This is a genomic window from Hyphomonas atlantica corrig. (assembly GCF_017795365.1).
Classification (GTDB): domain Bacteria; phylum Pseudomonadota; class Alphaproteobacteria; order Caulobacterales; family Hyphomonadaceae; genus Hyphomonas; species Hyphomonas atlantica.
Window position 1 is genome coordinate 3,245,291 of record NZ_CP051254.1, and the last position, 19,160, is coordinate 3,264,450.

General features: G+C 60.3%; 21 protein-coding genes. 9 read left to right on the plus strand and 12 right to left on the minus strand.

What is annotated here, in order from left to right:
* Positions 1-3: 3 nt before the first annotated feature.
* Both HF931_RS15520 and HF931_RS15525 read right to left on the minus strand, forming a co-directional pair.
* Positions 4-567, minus strand: a complete 564-nt coding sequence (locus tag HF931_RS15520; protein WP_035553163.1) for a LemA family protein — start codon at positions 565-567, stop codon at positions 4-6.
* Between the two features lie 76 nt (positions 568-643).
* Positions 644-979 (minus strand): ArsR/SmtB family transcription factor, encoded by a 336-nt coding sequence (locus HF931_RS15525; RefSeq protein ID WP_273240952.1) that lies wholly within the window; start codon positions 977-979, stop codon positions 644-646.
* A 54-nt stretch (positions 980-1,033) separates the two neighbouring features.
* Between HF931_RS15525 and HF931_RS15530 the strand changes: the two genes are divergently transcribed.
* The 3 genes from HF931_RS15530 (at position 1,034) to HF931_RS15540 (ending at position 3,109) form a co-directional block, all read left to right on the plus strand.
* The gene (locus HF931_RS15530) at positions 1,034-1,477 is read left to right on the plus strand and encodes an SRPBCC family protein (protein ID WP_273240953.1); all 444 of its coding nucleotides are present in this window, start codon (positions 1,034-1,036) and stop codon (positions 1,475-1,477) included.
* 81 nt (positions 1,478-1,558) lie between these two features.
* Positions 1,559-2,260, plus strand: coding sequence for a VIT1/CCC1 transporter family protein (locus HF931_RS15535; RefSeq protein WP_273013869.1), 702 nt, complete (start codon positions 1,559-1,561; stop codon positions 2,258-2,260).
* Between the two features lie 126 nt (positions 2,261-2,386).
* Positions 2,387-3,109, plus strand: a complete 723-nt coding sequence (locus tag HF931_RS15540) for an SIR2 family NAD-dependent protein deacylase (RefSeq protein WP_273013871.1) — start codon at positions 2,387-2,389, stop codon at positions 3,107-3,109.
* Here HF931_RS15540 and parC read toward each other — a convergent pair whose 3' ends face one another.
* Positions 3,110-5,344: a DNA topoisomerase IV subunit A gene (gene parC, locus HF931_RS15545; RefSeq protein WP_035553146.1), complete on the minus strand. Its 2,235-nt coding sequence runs from the start codon at positions 5,342-5,344 to the stop codon at positions 3,110-3,112.
* Positions 5,345-5,471: 127 nt separating this feature from the next.
* Between parC and HF931_RS15550 the strand changes: the two genes are divergently transcribed.
* Positions 5,472-6,155: an extensin-like domain-containing protein gene (locus HF931_RS15550; protein ID WP_273240954.1), complete on the plus strand. Its 684-nt coding sequence runs from the start codon at positions 5,472-5,474 to the stop codon at positions 6,153-6,155.
* Positions 6,156-6,160: 5 nt separating this feature from the next.
* On the opposite strand, the gene HF931_RS15555 is transcribed toward HF931_RS15550, so the two are convergent.
* The 9 genes from HF931_RS15555 to rpoZ form a co-directional block, all read right to left on the minus strand.
* On the minus strand, positions 6,161-6,364 hold the full coding sequence (locus HF931_RS15555; RefSeq protein WP_035553140.1) for a hypothetical protein: 204 nt from the start codon (positions 6,362-6,364) through the stop codon (positions 6,161-6,163).
* A gap of 72 nt (positions 6,365-6,436) precedes the next feature.
* Positions 6,437-7,174, minus strand: coding sequence for a DNA repair protein RecO (gene recO / locus HF931_RS15560; RefSeq protein WP_273240956.1), 738 nt, complete (start codon positions 7,172-7,174; stop codon positions 6,437-6,439).
* On the minus strand, positions 7,171-8,118 hold the full coding sequence (gene era, locus HF931_RS15565; protein WP_273240958.1) for a GTPase Era: 948 nt from the start codon (positions 8,116-8,118) through the stop codon (positions 7,171-7,173). Before era ends, recO begins: the two co-directional genes overlap by 4 nt.
* Positions 8,115-8,870, minus strand: coding sequence for a ribonuclease III (gene rnc / locus HF931_RS15570; protein ID WP_081806175.1), 756 nt, complete (start codon positions 8,868-8,870; stop codon positions 8,115-8,117). The genes era and rnc overlap by 4 nt, the downstream gene beginning before the upstream one ends.
* Positions 8,867-9,277 carry a holo-ACP synthase gene (gene acpS, locus HF931_RS15575; RefSeq protein WP_273240961.1) on the minus strand — a complete coding sequence of 137 codons (411 nt, stop codon included), beginning with the start codon at positions 9,275-9,277 and terminating at the stop codon, positions 8,867-8,869. The genes rnc and acpS overlap by 4 nt, the downstream gene beginning before the upstream one ends.
* Positions 9,274-10,029, minus strand: coding sequence for a pyridoxine 5'-phosphate synthase (locus tag HF931_RS15580; RefSeq protein WP_035553130.1), 756 nt, complete (start codon positions 10,027-10,029; stop codon positions 9,274-9,276). Before HF931_RS15580 ends, acpS begins: the two co-directional genes overlap by 4 nt.
* Positions 10,029-10,610, minus strand: coding sequence for an orotate phosphoribosyltransferase (gene pyrE / locus HF931_RS15585; RefSeq protein ID WP_273240963.1), 582 nt, complete (start codon positions 10,608-10,610; stop codon positions 10,029-10,031). The genes HF931_RS15580 and pyrE overlap by 1 nt, the downstream gene beginning before the upstream one ends.
* Positions 10,600-12,864, minus strand: a complete 2,265-nt coding sequence (locus HF931_RS15590) for a RelA/SpoT family protein (protein ID WP_273240965.1) — start codon at positions 12,862-12,864, stop codon at positions 10,600-10,602. The genes pyrE and HF931_RS15590 overlap by 11 nt, the downstream gene beginning before the upstream one ends.
* 8 nt (positions 12,865-12,872) lie before the next feature.
* Positions 12,873-13,223, minus strand: coding sequence for a DNA-directed RNA polymerase subunit omega (rpoZ, locus tag HF931_RS15595; RefSeq protein ID WP_035553123.1), 351 nt, complete (start codon positions 13,221-13,223; stop codon positions 12,873-12,875).
* A 153-nt stretch (positions 13,224-13,376) separates the two neighbouring features.
* Here rpoZ and HF931_RS15600 point away from each other — a divergent pair, with 153 nt between their 5' ends.
* The 5 genes from HF931_RS15600 to nadC all read left to right on the plus strand — a co-directional run bounded on the left by HF931_RS15600 (position 13,377) and on the right by nadC (position 19,116).
* A complete protein-coding gene (locus tag HF931_RS15600) occupies positions 13,377-14,834 on the plus strand; it encodes a M20 metallopeptidase family protein (RefSeq protein ID WP_273240967.1) in 1,458 nt (485 codons plus the stop codon).
* A 207-nt stretch (positions 14,835-15,041) separates the two neighbouring features.
* Positions 15,042-16,184, plus strand: coding sequence for a quinolinate synthase NadA (gene nadA / locus HF931_RS15605; protein WP_273240969.1), 1,143 nt, complete (start codon positions 15,042-15,044; stop codon positions 16,182-16,184).
* Between the two features lie 68 nt (positions 16,185-16,252).
* Positions 16,253-16,720 carry a hypothetical protein gene (locus HF931_RS15610; protein WP_272983524.1) on the plus strand — a complete coding sequence of 156 codons (468 nt, stop codon included), beginning with the start codon at positions 16,253-16,255 and terminating at the stop codon, positions 16,718-16,720.
* A 3-nt stretch (positions 16,721-16,723) separates the two neighbouring features.
* Positions 16,724-18,262: an L-aspartate oxidase gene (locus HF931_RS15615; protein ID WP_420537716.1), complete on the plus strand. Its 1,539-nt coding sequence runs from the start codon at positions 16,724-16,726 to the stop codon at positions 18,260-18,262.
* Complete coding sequence (gene nadC, locus HF931_RS15620; protein WP_273240973.1) at positions 18,259-19,116, plus strand: carboxylating nicotinate-nucleotide diphosphorylase; 858 nt, start codon at positions 18,259-18,261, stop codon at positions 19,114-19,116. The genes HF931_RS15615 and nadC overlap by 4 nt, the downstream gene beginning before the upstream one ends.
* The last annotated feature ends 44 nt before the right edge of the window (positions 19,117-19,160 follow it).

Consider the following 19,160-nt stretch of genomic DNA (forward strand, 5'->3'; position numbering starts at 1 on the left):
ATCCTAGAATTTGACTTCCGGCACCGTCGAAAGCGCCTCGCGGCCTTCGACGCCCACATCGAAGAAGTCGCGGCCTTCGAAATTGAACATGCCAGCCACAATCGAGCCGGGGAATTGCTCGCGGGACGTGTTGTAGTCCTGAACCGCGGAATTGTAGAAACGCCGCGCGGCGGCCAGCTTGTCCTCGATGGTCGAGAGTTCGGTCTGCAGCTGCTGGAAGTTCGTGTTGGCTTTCAGGTCCGGATAGGCCTCGGCGAGCGCGAACAGCTTGCCAAGCGATGCGGTGAGCATGCCTTCGGCAGCTGACATCTCGCCGGGCGTGTTGGCGCTCTGCGCCGCGCTGCGCGCCTTGATCACCGCATCCAGTGTCTCTTTCTCGTGGGCAGCGTAGCCCTTCACGGTTTCGACGAGGTTGGGGATCAAATTCTGGCGTTGCTTCAGCTGGACATCCACATCCGCAAAGGCCTGATTGACCCGCTGGCGCTTCATCACGAGGCCGTTGTAGATCAGGATGACAAAACCGGCGATCGCAACGATTGCGGCCAGAACAATTAGAATGGGGCTCATCGGGCGTCCCTCCATAAGAACCAGATTTAAAAGGGGTATCCGCGCCCGCCGCAGAGCGCAAGGGAGCGTTCGCCCCTCATGTAACGGTTTCCGTTTCCAGACCGGTCTTGAGGCGGTCGATCATACTGACTGCCCCCATTGCATAGTCTCCGATCCAGCGGTCATGGATATGCTTGATCGGCAAGGCGTTGAGGTAATTCCAGCGCTGGCGGCCTTCGCGGCGGACCAGCACCAGCTCAGCCTCTTCCAGCACGCCGAGATGCTGCATCACCGTGCACCGATTGAGATGGCCAAAACGCGCGCAGATCTCACCCGTCGTCTGAGGCGTGTCTCGCAGCACGTCCAGAATATCCCGCCGGATCGGCGCGGCCAGAGCCTTGAAAACAAGGTCGGTTTTATCATCGCTTGACATGTTGGTTTTTTATAACATTAATTCTGGCGTGACAAGCAGCGCTGGGAGGCTGTGATGAATCTCAAATTCGAGGTGAGCGGGCGCATCAATCGCCCTGTTGAAGACGTGTTTGAGGCAGTCGCCGATCCGGCAAAACTATCCAGCTATTTCACAACCGGCGGCGCAGAAGGACGACTCGAAACGGGCGCAACTGTGACGTGGGACTTCCATGACTTTCCCGGCGCCTTCCCGGTTCATGTAGTCGAAGTCGAACCGAACAAACGCATCCTCCTCAAATGGGGCGGCGAGGATGGCAGCACGGCCACGCTGGTGACGATGCGGTTTGAGCCGACGGATGATGGCCGGACAATTGTCTCCATCGCTGAAGAAGGCTGGCCATCAACTGAGGACGGACTCAAGAATTCCTACGGCAATTGCATGGGCTGGTCGCAGATGATCTGCGCCATGAAGGCCTGGGTGGAGCACGGCATCAATCTGCGAGACGGCATGTACGCCTGAGCGCCAGCTCGAAATCCGACATGCTGAGGGCTTGACCCGACCGGCTATCTGTCGCCTGCTTGCCGGGTCAGGAGATACGATATGGCATCTCAATTTCCCCTTGGAGAGCATCATTACAGCCACCGGATCGGATGGTTGCGTGCGACCGTGCTCGGCGCGAATGACGGGATTCTGTCCACGGCCAGCCTGATGATCGGGGTCGCCTCAGCGGATGCGAGCCAGTCCGCGATCCTGACCGCAGGCCTTGCGGGCCTTGCCGCCGGGGCGATGTCGATGGCAGCGGGGGAGTATGTTTCTGTCTCGTCCCAGGCCGATACCGAGCAAGCCGACCTGGAAATTGAAAAGGTAGCCTTGCGGGATCATCCCGAAGCCGAACTGGTCGAACTTGCGCATATCTATATGAATCGCGGTGTCGCCAAGGACACCGCCTATGATGTCGCGCGCCAATTGATGGCGAAAGATGCGCTGGAGGCACATGCCCGCGACGAGTTGGGCATCAACGAGATCGTCACCGCACGCCCCGTCCAGGCCGCTGTCAGTTCTGCCGTCAGCTTCTCGGCGGGCGCGATCCTGCCTCTCTTGGCCGGGGTCGCCGCGCCATCCGGCCTCGTCACGCCGGTCGTCGCCATCGTGTCGCTGCTGGCGCTTGTCCTTCTCGGCATATTGTCAGCGAAGGCAGGCGGCGCGCACAAGCTGAAGGCCGTCGTGCGGATTGTCTTCTGGGGCACTGCGGCCATGCTGGTCACCGGCCTGATCGGCGCGGCGTTTGGCACAATCGTCTAGGCCGCACACTGCTTCACGCCGGGCAAGCGCTTTACAAATCTGTTCAAGTGGTTAGCTGCTAGAAGGACAGGAAACGACAGGATTACGTAGACGACACTCATGACGGATGCAGGCAGACTCGCTCGAATGATTTCAGACGCTCGCCGCGTGATGATTTTCACTGGCGCAGGCATCTCGACCGAAAGCGGCATTCCGGATTTCCGCAGCCCTGGCGGGGTGTGGAGCAAGATGTCCCCCATCTATTTTCAGGACTTCGTCTCGTCTCGTGAAGCGCGGCGAGAATCCTGGAACCGCGTGTTCAACCGCACCGAAGGCTGGACCGGCGCGAAACCGAATGTCGGCCATTTTGCAATTGCTGACCTCGTGAAGAGCGGCAAGGTTTCTTCCGTGGTCACACAGAATGTCGACAACCTTCATCAGGATTCCGGCGTGCCGGATGACAAGGTGATCGAGATCCACGGCAATGCGAGCTATGGCAAATGCCTTCAATGCGGCAAGCGATATGAATTTGAAACACTCAAGGCGCGATGGGAGAATGATGAAGATCTTACCTGCATTTTCTGCACCGGCCTGATCAAGAATGCGACGATTTCCTTTGGCCAGGCCATGCCAGAAGACAAGATGCTGCAGGCCAGCGAAGAGGCCCTGCTCTGCGACCTCGTGATCGTGCTCGGATCGTCGCTTGTCGTGTATCCGGCGTCCGCCATCCCCATGGAGGCCAAACGCAACGGCGCCAAGATGGTGATCATCAACCGCGAACCGACCGATCAGGATCCGTTTGCTGACCTCGTCCTCCACACAGAGATCGGCCCCCTGATGACCGACACAATGGCGCTGTTGGAAAAATAACTAGCCGTTGAACGTTCCGCTGCGTGGGAAGCCCTTCGGAACCGTCTTGCCGGCCTGTGAGCGTTTGCCGATCCATTCTTCCCATTCCGGGAAGGCACGGTGGCGACCACCGGTCATGACAATCAGGCCATCGCGCTTGTCGAAGGTCATCAGGTCTTTCAGCGTGTGCTTGCCGCTATAGGATTGCAGCTTGTTGCCCTTGCCGCGTGCCATCTCCGGCAGCTCGTCCAGCGGGAAGATCAGCAATTTGCGATTTGATCCGACCACGGCCAGCATGTCGCCTTCAACCGGCGTGCAGACCGTCAATTCGCCCTTACCCGTATTTACCGCCTGCTTGCCGGCTTTCCGATTGGACTCCAGTTCCTTTTCCTCGACCACGAAGCCATAGCCTTCGGTCGACGCGACAACGCGTTTGCGCTCCGGCTCAAACCGGAACATGGCCACGATGTCGACACTGTCTTCCAGATCGATTGACAGGCGGATCGGCTCGCCATGCCCGCGCCCGCCAGGCAGCTTGTCTGCCGGCAAGGTGAACGCGCGGCCATCCGACGCCATCAGGATGATCTTGTCCGTGCTCATCACCTCTTCAGCGAGATAGAGCGCATCGCCATCCTTGAACTTGGCGGATTCCGGATCGAGGCCATGCCCCTTCATGCCGCGGATCCAGCCCTGCTGGGACAGCACAATCGTCAGCGGCTCCTTCGGCAGGGTGGCTTCAAGCGCGGCGGCGAGATCAACTTCCGCGACTTCCCCGAACGTCGCGCGGCGGCGGCCAAGCTCGGACTCCGGATCGAACGCATCGCGCGCTTCCTTCAGCTCCTTGGACACCTTACTCCATTGGCGACGCGTGGAGCCGATCAGCTTGGTCAGCTCTTCGCGCTCTTTCATCAAGCGATCATGCTCGCCGCGAATTTCCATTTCCTCCAGCTTGCGCAACGCACGCAAACGGAGATTGAGGATCGCTTCAGCCTGCGTGTCGGTCAGGTTGAAGGTCGACATGAGAACCTCTTTTGGTTCGTCCTCATACCGAATGATCCGGATCACCTCATCAATATTGAGATAGGCGATCAGGTAACCATCGAGCAGGTGCAGGCGCTTCTCGATCTTGTCGAGGCGGAATTCCGCACGGCGCACCACGACTTCGCGCCGGTGGTCCAGATAGGCTTGCAATACGTCCTTCAGGCCCATTACCTGCGGCGCGCCCTTGTGCAGGACGTTCATGTTCAGGCTGAAGCGCGTTTCAAGATCGCAGACCTTGTAAAGGCTTTCCATCAGCACTTCCGGCTCAACCGTCTTGGAGCGCGGCACCAGCACAAGCCGCACATCCTCAGCGCTCTCATCGCGCACATCGTCCAGAAGCGGCAGTTTCTTGGCTTCGATCAACTCGCCCAGCTTCTCAAGCAGGCGGGATTTCTGCACCTGATACGGGATCTCGGTCACGACGATCTGATAGGTGCCCCGGCCTGTGTCCTCGACTTCCCAGCGCGCCCGCATGCGGAAGCTGCCCCGACCGGTCTCATAGGCCTGGATCATCGCTTCCTTGGTCTCGACGATGATGCCGCCCGTCGGGAAATCAGGCCCCTTCACGAAGTCCATCAATTCTTCGGTCGTGGCTTTCGGCTTCTCGATCAGAAGCCGTGCCGCATCAATCAATTCCGCCGCATTATGAGGTGGAATCGACGTCGCCATGCCGACCGCGATGCCGCTCGCACCATTGGCCAGCAGGTTCGGGAAACCGGCAGGCAGAACGACCGGCTCTTCATCATTCTCGGCATAATTGGCGCGGAAATCGACCGCGTTCTCGTTGAGGCCATCCAGCAGCAACTCGGCGGCAACCGTCATCCGCGCTTCGGTATAACGATAGGCAGCGGCGCTATCACCGTCGATATTGCCGAAATTGCCCTGTCCATCGACCAGCGGATAGCGGACGGTGAAATCCTGTGCGAGGCGCACCAGCGTGTCATAGATCGAGCTGTCGCCATGCGGGTGGAAATTACCCATCACGTCGCCGACGATCTTGGCGCACTTGCGATAGCCGCCTTCAGGATCGAGCTTCAGGACACGCATACCATACAGGATACGGCGCTGGACGGGCTTCAGGCCGTCGCGCACATCCGGCAAGGCCCGGGCAGTAATCGTCGAGAGCGCATAGGCGAGATAGCGCTTGGAAAGCGCCTCGCTCATCGGCTCGTTGATGATCCGGTCTTCCGGCGTGCCGTCAATCAAATCGGACATTCTGGCCTCATTGCAGTTCGTGCCACATTCTGGTGCAGGCCCTTGATTAAAGTCAGCGACTCACGGGCCGGAGCACGTTAACACAAACGAGACTTTGGTTAAGGAAAGGAAAAGGGCACAGCTGCAGATGAATGCAATCAAGGCATGGATCATCCTGATTGGCGTACCCGTGCTGTGCGTTCTGACATTCTTCTGGCTCGCCCCGCCGCGCCACAACCCCTTTGCCCCGATTGACCTGACCGAGCCACCTGGCATGGGCACATGGCACAAGCTGACACGCGCCAAGAAGAACCGGGAACTCTGCTTCACCGCGCTGGACGAGGCGGGCGTGCTGTATACGCCACTGGAAGATCAGGACATGGCCGGCAGTTGCGGCCTCTATGATGCGCTGACACTGGACCAGACACTCACGCCGTACTCTGCCACCTTGCGCATGACGTGCGCTCAGGCTGCTGCGCTGTATACGTGGGAGCGTCATGTCGCCCGCCCCGCAGCGGTGGAGATCCTCGGCTCACCCATCGCGCGGGTGGAAACCTATGGCAGCTTTTCCTGTCGTAACATTGCTGGCACGGGGCGCATGTCCCAGCACGGGCTCGGCAATGCAATCGACATTGCAGGGTTTCGGCTGGAGGATGGTCGCCACATCAATGTGAAAACCCATTGGGATGGCGGCGGGGCCGAACAGAAATTCCTGCGCCGCCTGCATGAAGGCGCGTGTGACCTGTTCTCGGTGACGCTGGGGCCTGAATACAATACCGCCCATGCCGATCATTTTCATCTCGACATGGGCGGTGGAAAAGTCTGCCGATGACTTAATCAGTCAAGGCATTTGAAGCCGTCTTCGTTGACTTCCTTTACGCGGCCCTCGCCGCCACAGACTCGCAGCGCGGTCTCGGTATTCTCATAGATCGCATCGCGACCATGTTCATCTGCATCAACATGGATACAGCCCGCCAGTCCCAAAGTGGCAATGGCGGTTGCGGCAAACAGTGTTTTCTTCATGGCATCAGCCTTTTTCATTCGCACGGAACGCCCCATTCCTCACGCGCTACCTAGCACACTGGAAAATGAATGGCTTCTGAACATGGCAGTCTAGGACTGGCGCGATTTCAGGATACGCCCCACGAGTCGCGTGCGCTCTGGCGGCATGCCGCGATTAAGCCCGCCGAACAGCCGCTCTTCCATGAAATATCCTGTCAGCATCAGCCCGTCTGCAATGTCGTCTGGCGCGACGTGGGCAGTGGGCGTTGTCAGGAAAAGAGGCAGGCGCAGCAGGCGGTCGACATATTCTTCGGCCTCCGACCCGCGCACGGCGCGCCCTGTCTTCGGCGACACATGGGTCAAGCCATCATTCGCGCCAGACAGCGCGCACTCGTCCAGATCCAACCCAAAGCCCAGGGCAGACAGAAGGCCGAGCTCCCAACGCACATAAAGCGCGGGCCAGATTTCCCGCGCCTCGATCTGGTCGAGCAGCAATTCCGTCGCATCAAACAGGGCAGAGCCCGCAGCGTCGCCCTCATCTAGCCCGCCGCGCAATATGGCCGCAATCGCGGAGATGGCGGCAAGTGCCGCCGGATCGTCCAGCACGCGGGCGGCGCGCTCGCGGCTCGCCTCTGCCACGTCAAAGCGCCCGAGCGAGTCCTCCAAACGGCCTGTCCAGCTAAGCGAAACAGAGTTCCCGGCTTCGTATTGCGCCCGGCGCTTGCGGGATGATCCGCCATAGACAAGGCCTGATCGGCGACCGCGTGTACGGGTCAGAACATCGAGGATGAGGCCACCTTCCCCGAAACGGCGACCGCCGAGGATTATGCCGTCATCGGACCAGTTCAAACATCAAACTCCAGACCCAACCCCTGATAGCTCTCGCGGCGCTCTTGCCAGCGCTCATCGACTTTGACGAACAGGAACAGATGCACCTTCCGCCCCAGCATCTCGGACAATTCCTCGCGCGCCTTGCGGCCAACATCCTTGATGGCCGCGCCGCCTTTACCCAGCACCATGGATTTGTGGTTTTCCCGCCCGACGATCACAACCTGCTGCACACGGACAGACCCATCCTTGCGCTCTTCCCAGCTCTCGGTCTCGACCATCAGCTGATACGGCAGCTCCTGATGCAGTCGCAGCATCAACTTCTCGCGCGTCACTTCCGCCGCCAGCAGGCGCATCGGCAAGTCTGCGATTTGATCTGGCGGATAAAGCGCCGGGCCTTCGGGCATACGCGCTGCGACCGCTTTTTCCAGCGCCTCCACACCGTCGCCATTTTCGGCCGAGATCATGAAGATCTCATCATAGACGCCCGTCTCGTTCAGCTCCGCGATGATCGGCAGGATCTGGTCGTGCGGGAATAGGTCAATCTTGTTCAGCGCCAGAAACGCCTTGCGACCGCTTTGTTTCAATTGCTCGATTACGCGCCGGTCGTCTTCGAGAGACTTCTTCTGCGCACCGTCCACCCTGTTTTCACGCTCTGCAACCCAAGCCGACGCATCGATCAGGTGCACGATGGCATCCGCGTCTTCTGCGCCGCTCCAGGCCGCCTTGACCATGGCACGGTCAAGCCGCCGCTTCGCAGCGAAGATCCCAGGCGTATCAACCAGCACGATCTGGGTGCCGTCCAGCTGCGCCACGCCGCGCACGGGAAAGCGCGTTGTCTGCACCTTGTGGGTCACGATGGCGACCTTGGTGCCGACAAGGCGATTGGTCAGAGTGGACTTGCCGGCATTCGGCGCGCCGATGATGGCGGCAAATCCGGCACGGGTGATGGGGATATCTGTCATTTCGGTTCGGTCAGACTTTTCAGAAGGAGGGCCGCAGCATTACGCTCAGCATCGCGCTTTGACGAGCCCACGGCAACAGCGCTGCCCCGGTTATCGACTCGCACCTGGATTTCATAGGTCGGCGCATGATCCGGGCCGGAGCGGTTGAGCACGTCATAATCCGGCAGTGGCAGGCCCTGCCCCTGCGCCCATTCCTGCAGCAGCGTCTTGGGATCCTTGGCTTCTGCCAATGGTGCCTGAAACTGTGGGGCCCAGCCTTTTTCGATGAATTTTCGCGCAGTGGACAGCCCGGCATCAAGATAGATCGCGCCGATGATCGCCTCGCATGCGTCGCCAAGGGTCGACTCTCGCTCGCGCCCGCCGGAAGCAATCTCTCCATCCGACATGATGAGATATTTCGACAGCCCCAGATGGCGCATCGCCTCGGCGCAGGCGCCCTTCTTCACAAATCCATTGAGACGTGGGGCAAGATCGCCTTCACTCTCAAGGCGCCGGCGATCAATCAACCGGTCCGCGATAACCAGATTCAACACACGGTCGCCCAGGAATTCCAGGCGCTGATTGGAAAGCCGCACAGAGTCTGCCGAGGATACCGCGCTTGGATGCGTCAGGGCCCGGATCAATGTGTCAGGTGTCTTGAACTTGTGGCCAAGGATCGCCTCGACAGATTTCAGGTCTGCGTCTGTCAGGGACGGCTGATTGGCCTTTCCCTTGCTGCGCAGGCGCGTGCGTTTCGGACGGGTTGGGGTCATGGCTTGTGCACCGGAAGCGCTTCGATGATCACCTGGGCCTCAGCCCAGGGGTGATCGTCCGTGATCGTCAAATGGATAACCGCTTCATGACCTTCCGGAACCATTGTGGCGAGCCGCTCGGCCGCACCGCCCGTCAGCGCCAGCGTCGGCTTTCCCGTCGGCAGGTTCACCACGCCCAAATGTTTCCAGTGCACCCCGCGGCGCGGCACGCCCGTGCCCAGCGCCTTGGCGCAGGCTTCCTTCGCGGCGAACCGCTTGGCATAGGTCTCCGCCGTACGGCGACGCCGCCGTGCAAGCGCAATCTCTGTTTCCGTGAAGACCCGGTTCTCGAACCGTTCGCCATAGCGCTCGAGCGTCTTCTCGATCCGCTCGATATTGCAAAGATCATTCCCGATACCGATGATCATGCGTCAGCCTTGTCTCTGGCTTCGTCCATCAGGCGCCGCATCTCCTTGATCGCCGCGTCCAGACCAATGAAGATAGCCTCACCAATCAGGAAGTGGCCGATATTGAGCTCTGCGATTTCCGGGATGGCAGCCACCGGACCGACATTTTCGAAGGTCAGGCCATGACCGGCATGTGGCTCGACACCGCGCTTGCGCGCTTCTGCGGCGGCAATTTTCAGACGCTCCAGCTCCGGCGCTGCGGCTTCCAACCCACCTTCGATCCAGAGTTCTGCATATTTCCCGGTGTGCAACTCTACCACAGGCGCCTGCAGGACTTCCGCCACCGCAATCTGGACGGGGTCTGGCTCAATGAAGAGTGATACACGCGCGCCGGACTCATTCAGCCGACGGACTACAGGCGCAATCTGGTTGTGCAGGCCCGCCACATCCAGGCCGCCTTCGGTGGTGCGCTCTTCGCGCTTTTCCGGAACGATACAGGCGGCATGCGGACGAAAACGACAAGCGATATCCGTCATTTCTTCCGTGGCCGCCATCTCCAAATTGATCGGCAGGCTGGACGCGGCGCGGATGGCCTCCAGATCGCCATCGCGAATATGTCGGCGATCCTCGCGCAGATGGATCGTGATGCCGTCGGCCCCGGCGGCCGCTGCGATTTCCGCCGCCCGCATGGGGTCTGGATGATCCCCGCCGCGCGCGTTGCGAATGGTCGCGACGTGATCAATGTTCACACCCAGGCGAAGCCGGTCTGCCATCAGGCAAGGCCCCGCGAGCCAGGCTTGACCGCCTCAATCGCCGCGAGGTCTGGCGGCAAATCATTGGCGTCATAGTCAGGAAAATCCACCGCCGCGAGCGAGACCAGCTTGCAGCCGACATCGGCGCGGCCATTCGAACGGTCAATGATGCAAGCGCCACCGACGACCTCACCGGGCAGCTTGTCCAGCGCCTCGACCGTCTCGCGGAACGACAAACCCGTGGTCACGATGTCTTCAGCGATCAGGACGCGCTCACCCTCCGCAATCGAGAAGCCCCGGCGGAACTGAAGCTGGCCATCGACCCGCTCCGCAAAGATTGAGCGAGCGCCCAACTGGCGCGCCAGCTCATAGCCTGGAATGATGCCGCCGACAGCTGGCCCAGCGACCACATCAATCTTGCCAAACTCTGCCGTCAGCTTTTCTGCCAGCGCCTTGCACAGCTTTTCCGACAGGTCAGGCTGCGAAAACACCAGCGCCTTCTGAAGGAATACCGGGCTGCGGCGACCGGATGACAGGATGAAATGCCCCTCCAGCAAAGCCCCGGCCTCGCGGAATACGTTCAGCACATCATCATTCGTCATCTTCGCCCTCCTGGTCGCGAACTGCCCGGTCGACCACCGCGATCGACCGGAGCGCGGCCAGTATCTGCGTCAGGCGCTTCAGGTCTTCAACCTCAATTTCCATCAGGATCTCGGTAAAATCCTCATGACGGTCGACAGTGTGGATGCTGGTGATGTTTCCACCGGCCTGAGCCACAGCTGCGCACAGCTTCGCCAACACGCCGCGTTCGTTCGAGGCATTGATGCGAATCCGGCCAATCGCAATTGCTCCGGTCCGCGCCAATTCCGTCCAGCGCAGGTCGACCCACAGGTCTGGCTTGTCGTCATATTCAGCCAGTTTCGGGCAACTCGCGACGTGTACGACAATGCCTTGTCCCGGCTCATGAACCCCCATTATCCGGTCGCCTGGCAATGGGCAGCAGCATTTGCCCAGATGCAGGGTGACACCCGGCGACAAATCATTGCCAGACACCATCAGCGGCGTGTGCTCGCTGTCCATGCGCACCTTGCTCGGGTCATCCTCGCGTTCGGGGCGATAGCCCGGAAACGCCGCCACGATCACATCGTTTGAAGAGATGCGCCCGCGCCCGAGCGCTTCGGCCATTTCTTCAAGGTTTTCAAACCCGGCGAGGCGTGCCGTATGGTTCATCTTTACGTCAACCGGATCAATCCCGGCACGGCGCAGCGCCATGTTGATCAGGCCCTGGCCGAGACGGCGGAATTCGGTTGTTTCCTTGTCGCGCACCAGCTTCCGCATGGCAGAGCGCGCGCGTCCGGTAATGGCCAGAGCCTCCCAGCCGTGGATGGCCTGTGGGGCCTTGCCCCGGATGACCTCGACAACATCGCCATTCTTCAATGGACGGCGCAGCGGCTTGATCTCACCATTGATCTTCGCGCCGACGCATGTGTCGCCGACAGCCGAGTGGACCGCATAGGCGAAGTCCAGCGGCATCGCGCCGGCCGGCAGGATAATCAGCTTGCCCTTCGGCGTGAACGCGAACACGTGCTCACGATACATCTCCAGCTTGGCGTGTTCCATGAACTCGCTCGGATCGCCGCCATCCTGAATGAGCTCGGCGAACGCTTCCAGGTTGGCTGCGGGGTCTAGTCCTGCCGCGCGCGCAGAATCGACATCAAACCCATAGGAGTGATTCTTGTAGCCCCAATGCGCTGCGACGCCGAACTCGGCCGTGCGGTCCATCTCTTCGGTGCGGATCTGCAACTCCACTCGGCGATTGCCAGACGCGCGTACGGTGGTGTGAAGGCTCGCATAGCCGTTTGGTTTCGGCACCGAGATATAGTCCCGAAACCGATCCGGAATGCAGGCCCAGAGCGCGTGAACCTTGCCCAGCACACGGTAGCAATCCTCAACCGAGCTGACGATCACACGGAATGCGAACAGATCGGCCACATCCCTGAAAGAAATGGATTTCTTCTCCAGCTTCCGCCACAGCGAATAGGGCTGTTTCTTCCGGCCCTTGATCCGGCAGGCAATGCCGGACTCTTCCATCAGCTCCTGCAGCGCTTCGCGGATACGTTCCAGGTCACCCGCATTTTCCAGCGCCAGCTCTTCCTGTCGGTACAGAATGGCCCGACGCGCTTCGGGATTGAGTTCCTGGAACGCCAGATCCTCCATCTCGGCAGCGATCTGGTACAGGCCAACCCGGCGCGCCAGCGGGCCGTAAATATCCATCGTTTCGCGCGCGGTCCGCTCCCGGCTCGATGCCTTCTTGCGGAAGTGCAGAGTGCGCATGTTGTGCAGGCGATCGGCCAGCTTCACCAGCAGGACACGAATGTCGCTGGTTGTCGCCAGGATGAATTTCTGGAAGTTTTCGGCCTGCGCCAATTCCTTCGAGCTGTATTCCAACTTGTCGAGCTTGGTGACGCCATCGACGAGTTCGGCGACATCTGCGCCAAACCGCACTTCGACATCACCGATGTCAATTTCGGTATCCTCGACCACATCGTGCAGCAGGCCGGCGACGATCGTGATCTCGTCCAGCTTCACCTCGGCCAGCAGGCTGGCGACCTCGACGGGGTGGGAATAGTACGCGTCTCCGGAATCGCGCATCTGCTCGCCATGATGTTTCTTGGCGAAATCGTAGGCGGCGCCCAGCAGCTCGGACTTCACCCGCGGATGATAGGCCCTGACTTTTGAAATCAGCTGCGCGCGAGTAAGTACTTCGCGCGGCTCAGGTTTTTCTGCAGCCGTTGTTTCTGCGCCAGCCGTGTCGCCAGCCCCTTCATCCTTTGCGGAAAGGGTGCTGCCGTCCATTGGGCCTCCTACAGCCGGTCGTCCCGTCCGGACTCCAGCTCAGCCTGATAGGCGCGCATGACGTCTTCTTCGGTCGCAGCAGGTGCGGACTCCAGAGCCATACGGTCTGCTTCGCGCTCGTTCTCTTCGCCTGGGCGAATGTCCTGAAGGTTGGAGATCAGCGCTTCCTTGACCACTTTCAGGTCAACCGACTCATCGGCAATCTCGCGCAGGGAGACGACTGGATCCTTGTCATTGTCGCGGTCCACGGTGATCGGCGAACCTTCGCGGATCATGCGGGAACGGTGTGCGGCAAGCAGGACGAGCTCGAAGCGGTTTGGAACCTTATCGACGCAGTCTTCAACAGTAACGCGGGCCATGAGCAGATTATCTCCTTTGGACCGCCCCTTATATGCAGCGCAGCACAGCGGCGCAACCCGGCGATTGCCGTTGTATGCAGGGATTTTAGCCCCCTTCACAGCGCGCAAAAGGCGGTTAGGCTGAATCCAATATAAACACAGGGGTCAAAACTCATGCTTCGCACTGCTGCCATCTCCTCATTCGCTCTCGCGCTGGTTGCCTGCGGGAATGGAAACGACTCGACCGAAACGCCTCAAACGCTCGCCTCGGATACCGGATCAGAAGCCAGCCCCGCGACAGATGGCGACACCCCGGCGACACCCGCCGCAGCAGTGAATGCCGCAATGCCCAAGGCCGACGCGGAACTGATCGAAATCTACAAACAGCTCCACGCCAATCCGGAGCTGTCCTTCAAGGAAGCCAAATCTGCCGCCCTGATGGCATCGGAGTTGGAGAATCTCGGCTTTGAGGTGACTACCGGCATCGGCCAGGACTGGGTCATCGACAAGGCGATGAAGGACGTCGGCGAAGTGAAGGACGGCGTTGGCGGTCATGGCGTGGCTGGCGTGTTGCGCAATGGCGACGGGCCTACGGTGATGATCCGCGCCGACATGGACGCCCTGCCTGTACCGGACCAGACCGGCTTCCCATTCGCCTCTGAAGTCGTCTCGACGACCTGGACCGGCGTTGAAAGCCCGGTGATGCACGCCTGCGGTCACGACATCCACATGACCAGCTGGATCGGCACGGCGCGTGCCCTCGCCGCCCGCAAGGACGAATGGAGTGGCACGCTGGTCATGATTGCCCAACCTGCTGAAGAGATCGGTCTTGGCGCTCAGGCCATGCTGGCCGATGGCCTCTACAGCCGCTTTCCTCAGCCGGATTACAACCTTGCCCTGCACGTTTCCGCGTCTGCGCCAGCAGGCACGGTCGTCTACACGAAGGGGTATGCGATGGCGAACGTAGACAGCGTGGACATAACGGTGAAAGGTGTCGGCGGACATGGCGCCTACCCGCACACCACGCGGGATCCTGTGCTCGTCGCGTCGCATATTGTCGTCGCACTGCAAAGTCTCGTCTCACGCAACACGAACCCTCAGGATTCTGCCGTTGTCACTGTCGGCTCCTTCAAGGCCGGCGCGAAGCACAACATCATCTCCGATGAAGCGACCCTGTTGCTCACCGTGCGCTCCTATGACGACTCGACGCGACAAATGCTGCTCGATGGCATTGAGCGCATCGCCAAGGCGCAGGCCGACGCGTTCGGCGCACCGGAACCCATCATCAAGGTCGAGCAGGACTACACACCATCGCTGTTCAACAATGCCGACCTGGCCGACAAGGCGATGACAGCTGTGGCCGACGCGATTGGCAGCGACAATGTGAAAGAAGTCCAACCCGTCATGGGCGGCGAAGATTTCAGCCAGTTCGGCCGCACGGAAGAGAACATTCCTGGTCTCCTGTTCTGGGTCGGCGCAGTTTCGCCTGACAAATACCAGGCCTCACAGGACAGTTCCCTGCCCCTGCCATCGCTGCATTCGCCGTTTTTCGCGCCAGACTATGACCCCACCATCGCAACGGGCGTTGAGGCCATGACAGCGGCGGCGTTGGAGCTGTTCGACGAAAGCTGACGTTGCGTTCACGCGAGTTTGAACTTGCCCGAACGAGCCGAAAGCGCTAAACCCCCTTTTGCTCAGACTGCGCATAAGCTTCAAGTTTCTGTCGCACGAGCTCCTGTCTCCGGACGTTTGAAGGTCAATTCCCTTGAAACGCGAGGCTTCAGGCCCATATTATACTCAGATCGAGCATAAGTCGGTCTAAACCAAGGAGGACGACAAATGGCACGTCTTATCGACTCTGGCCCTGGCTGCCCCACCCCAACCCCGCTGCGCGGCGCATCCGCTGCTGAAACGCGCGGACTGGCATATGACGACGCCGTAAAGGCCGAGACCGACGCGCTGTACCCATTGGTGCAGGATTTCATCACGCCGATGGAATGGCCCGCGATTGCGCCGCTCGTCGCGGCGATCAATCGCCTGAAAAAAGAGAAGAATGCCGTCATCCTGGCGCATAACTACATGACGCCTGACATCTTCCAACTGGTCGGTGACTTCCGGGGCGACAGTCTTCAGCTCGCCCGTGAAGCCGCCAACGTCGATGCCGACATCATCGTTCAGGCTGGCGTGCACTTCATGGCAGAGACCTCCAAGATCCTGGCGCCTGAGAAAACGGTGCTGATCCCGGACACGCGCGCCGGATGCTCACTTGCAGCGTCGATCACCGGCGCGGACGTGCGCCTGATCAAGGAGAAGTTCCCGAATTATCCGATCGTCACCTATGTGAACTGCACAGCCGAGGTGAAGGCCGAGTGTCACATCACCTGCACCAGCTCCAATGCGGCTCAGGTTGTGGAAGCCATCGCGAAGGAATGGAATTCCGACACAGTGATCCTCGTCCCGGACCAGTATCTGGCGAAGAATGTGGCCGCGCAAACCGGCATTCGCGTCATGACGTGGCCTGGCGCCTGTGAAGTGCACGAATTGTTCAGCGCCGATGATGTTGATCAGCTGCGCGAGGCACATCCGGGCGTCGTCATCCTGGCCCACCCGGAGTGCCCACCGGACGTGCTGGAAGCCGCTGACTTTGCCGGCTCGACGTCTGCACTTGCCAACTATGTGGCGGAGGAAAGCCCGAACAAGGTGGTGTTGCTGACGGAATGCTCAATGAGCGACAATGTCGCCTCGGCAAACCCGAATGTGAACTTCATCCGTCCGTGCAATCTCTGCCCGCACATGAAACGCATCACGCTGGAAAACATCTATGACTGCCTCGTGACCGGCGAGTATGAAGTCACCATTCCGGAAGATGTTCGCGTACGCGCCAAGGAAGCGCTCGATGCCATGATGGCCCTGCCGAAAATGGAGAAGCCGCTGGCGTTCGAAACCGGGCTGAAACCCATGGAACTGGAAATGGTGGTCTAACAGCCCTGCGGGGTGTGCAAATGCCTGGGCACAGCGTAATGTGCCCGGCAGGTGCGAGGAGTGGTAGGATGTTCCAGGCCAAGCTTGGTCTTGCGGCAATGGTGTTTGCAGGCTTCCTCGCCTGCGCGCCGGCCCATGCCGACAGCAAGAGCGAAACTGACCCGACCGACGTGATCGGGACGTGGAGTTTCCAGACGAAACCCTATCGCGGTGGTGAGTGCATGATGTCTGGCACGATGTACCTGTCCCCCCATCCGGAGGACGGCCAGTATGCGTGTGAACTAACGGCCGTTGAGGTGTGCTCCATGTGGGGCCGTTCGGTCGTACGCCAGTCCTGTCAGGCGCGCCGCTTCGGCAACCAGATCTCCATTCGCTCACAGATCGAAGAAATGCTGGAAGCGAAAGTGGAAGGCCTTGTTTACGTCCCTGACAATTTCACACTGACCGTCCAGTCCGCAGACCGAATGTTCGGCGCGCTCGTTTCAGCTGTAACGGCACCGGCGGAGTTTCGCCGGGCAACCGACGGCATCTCCTGATCCGTGGCCGTGACGTTTCCGCAAACCCTGACGGCCGATCGGCCAAGCGATGACGATGTTCTGATCATTGGCGCAGGCCTTGCTGGCCTGTTCCTGGCATTACAATTGGCGCCGCGGCCTTGTACCGTCATCTCACCGGCCCCCCTCGGGCAAGCGGCTTCATCCGCCTGGGCGCAAGGTGGCCTTGCCGCAGCGCTCCACCCGAAAGACAGTCCCGAACAACATGCCGCCGACACCGTCGCGGCCGGGGCCGGACTGGTCGACCCGATCATTGCCCGCCTGATTGCTGAGGAAGGCCCGGCGAGGGTGCGGGATCTGGTAGCACTGGGCGTGCCGTTCGATCGTACGCCAGACGGCGCGCTCGCCCTCTCCCTCGAAGCGGCACATTCCCATCCGCGTGTCGCTCGTGTCGCCGGTGATCTTGCTGGCAAGGCAATCATGGACGCGCTGGTGGCTGCGGTTGCTGCCGCGCCGCACATCACCATCATCGAAGGGGTGCGTGCAACGGGCCTGCTACAGGACAAGAATTTGCAGGTTGCTGGCGCGATACTTCGCGACACCTCTGGAAACCTCTCCACACGCACCGCCCGCGAGACCGTGCTCTGCACCGGTGGCTCCGGCGGACTGTTCCAGGTCACAACCAATCCCCCCGAAGCCCGCGGCGACGCGATTGCAATGGCTTGGGAAGCAGGCGCCCTGATGGCGGATCTTGAATTCGTGCAGTTCCATCCGACGGCCATTGATATCGGGCGTGATCCCGCTCCACTCGCGACAGAAGCCTTGCGCGGGGAAGGCGCCACGCTGCACAATCGCGACGGTGCTGCGTTCATGGATCGCTATCACGAGCTCGCAGAACTTGCGCCACGGGATGAAGTTGCGCGCGCGGTGCATACGGAACGTCTTTCCGGTCGCGGCGCGTTTCTCGATTGTCGGAAGGCCGTAGGCGACCACTTCCCTGACCACTTCCCCACCGTATTCGGCGCATGCCGATCTGCCGGCATAGACCCGCGCACAGACATGATCCCCGTTGCTCCAGCGGCTCACTACCATATGGGCGGGATCGTACCGGACTTCTGGGGACGCAGCAGCCTCGACGGCTTGTCCGTGTGCGGCGAATGCACTTCAACTGGCGTGCACGGCGCAAACAGGCTGGCATCGAACTCGCTTCTCGAAGCGGTGGTGTTCGCCCACAGGATTGCAGCGCGTTTGCGGGACGCGACACTGAAAGACCCGCAATCCTCGACCGGCCATGTTCCAGCGGCCCTGCCGACAGCCGCACTGCAAGAGCTACGCACTGCGATGTCCGAAAAATGCGGCGTCGTCAGAGAAGAAACCGGAATGACAAGTGTTCTGGAACTGGTCCAGCGACTTCAATCCACGCACGGGTCCGCCCGCGCCCTGACAACTGCCCGCTTGATCGTGCAGTCTGCACTCAACCGCAAAGAAAGCCGGGGCGGCCATTATCGTTCGGATTATCCGGACACGACTGCTCCGGAACGTCAATTCCTGATCAGAAGCTTTGAGGAGACTGCGCACCCATGACGCCCGTCCCACCGCCCCTGTCCGCCATCATCCTTGATCCGATCGTCCGTCTGGCCTTGTCTGAAGACCTTGGCCGCGCCGGTGATCTGACTACGGATGCAACCATCGCACCTGACACGCAGCTGAGCGTTGTCATTGCCGCTCGCCAGAACGGTGTAATCGCAGGCATAGACGTCGCCAGCCATGCGCTTTCCCTCATTGATTCCAATGTGAAACTGGACGTCCAGATGGGCGACGGCTCCGCTGTGAAACCTGGAGACGTGGTTGCGCGTCTGGACGGCAGCGCCCGTTCCATCTTGACCGCGGAACGCACCATGTTGAACTTCATCGGGCGGCTGTCCGCTGTCGCGACCATGACGCGCTCCTATGTAGAGAAAATCTCGCACACGTCCGCCACGATTGTCTGCACAAGGAAAACAACGCCGGGACATCGCGCGCTGGAGAAGCGCGCCGTTCGCTGCGGCGGAGGGACAGCCCACCGCTACGGCCTGGATGATGCGGTGCTGATCAAGGACAACCACATTGCCGCCTGCGACGGATCTGTTGCCTTGGCACTTGAACGTGCGAAAGCCTATGCTGGACATCTCCGCATGATCGAGATCGAGGTCGACACGCTGGAACAGTTTGAAGAAGCCCTGAGACATGGTCCGCATGCTGTCCTGCTCGACAATATGAGCCCAGACACGCTGCGCCGCGCGGTCGCCATGAATGAAGGCCGCGTGACGCTGGAAGCTTCCGGCGGCGTCAATCTGGATACCGTTGCGTCAATTGCCGAGACGGGCGTGAACTATATCTCTGTGGGCGCACTCACCCATTCAGCTCCCAATCTTGACGTCGGCATGGATGTCGTCTGACACTGCTAAAAAGGGCGATCAGTCCCTAACAGCAGGAGGAAATT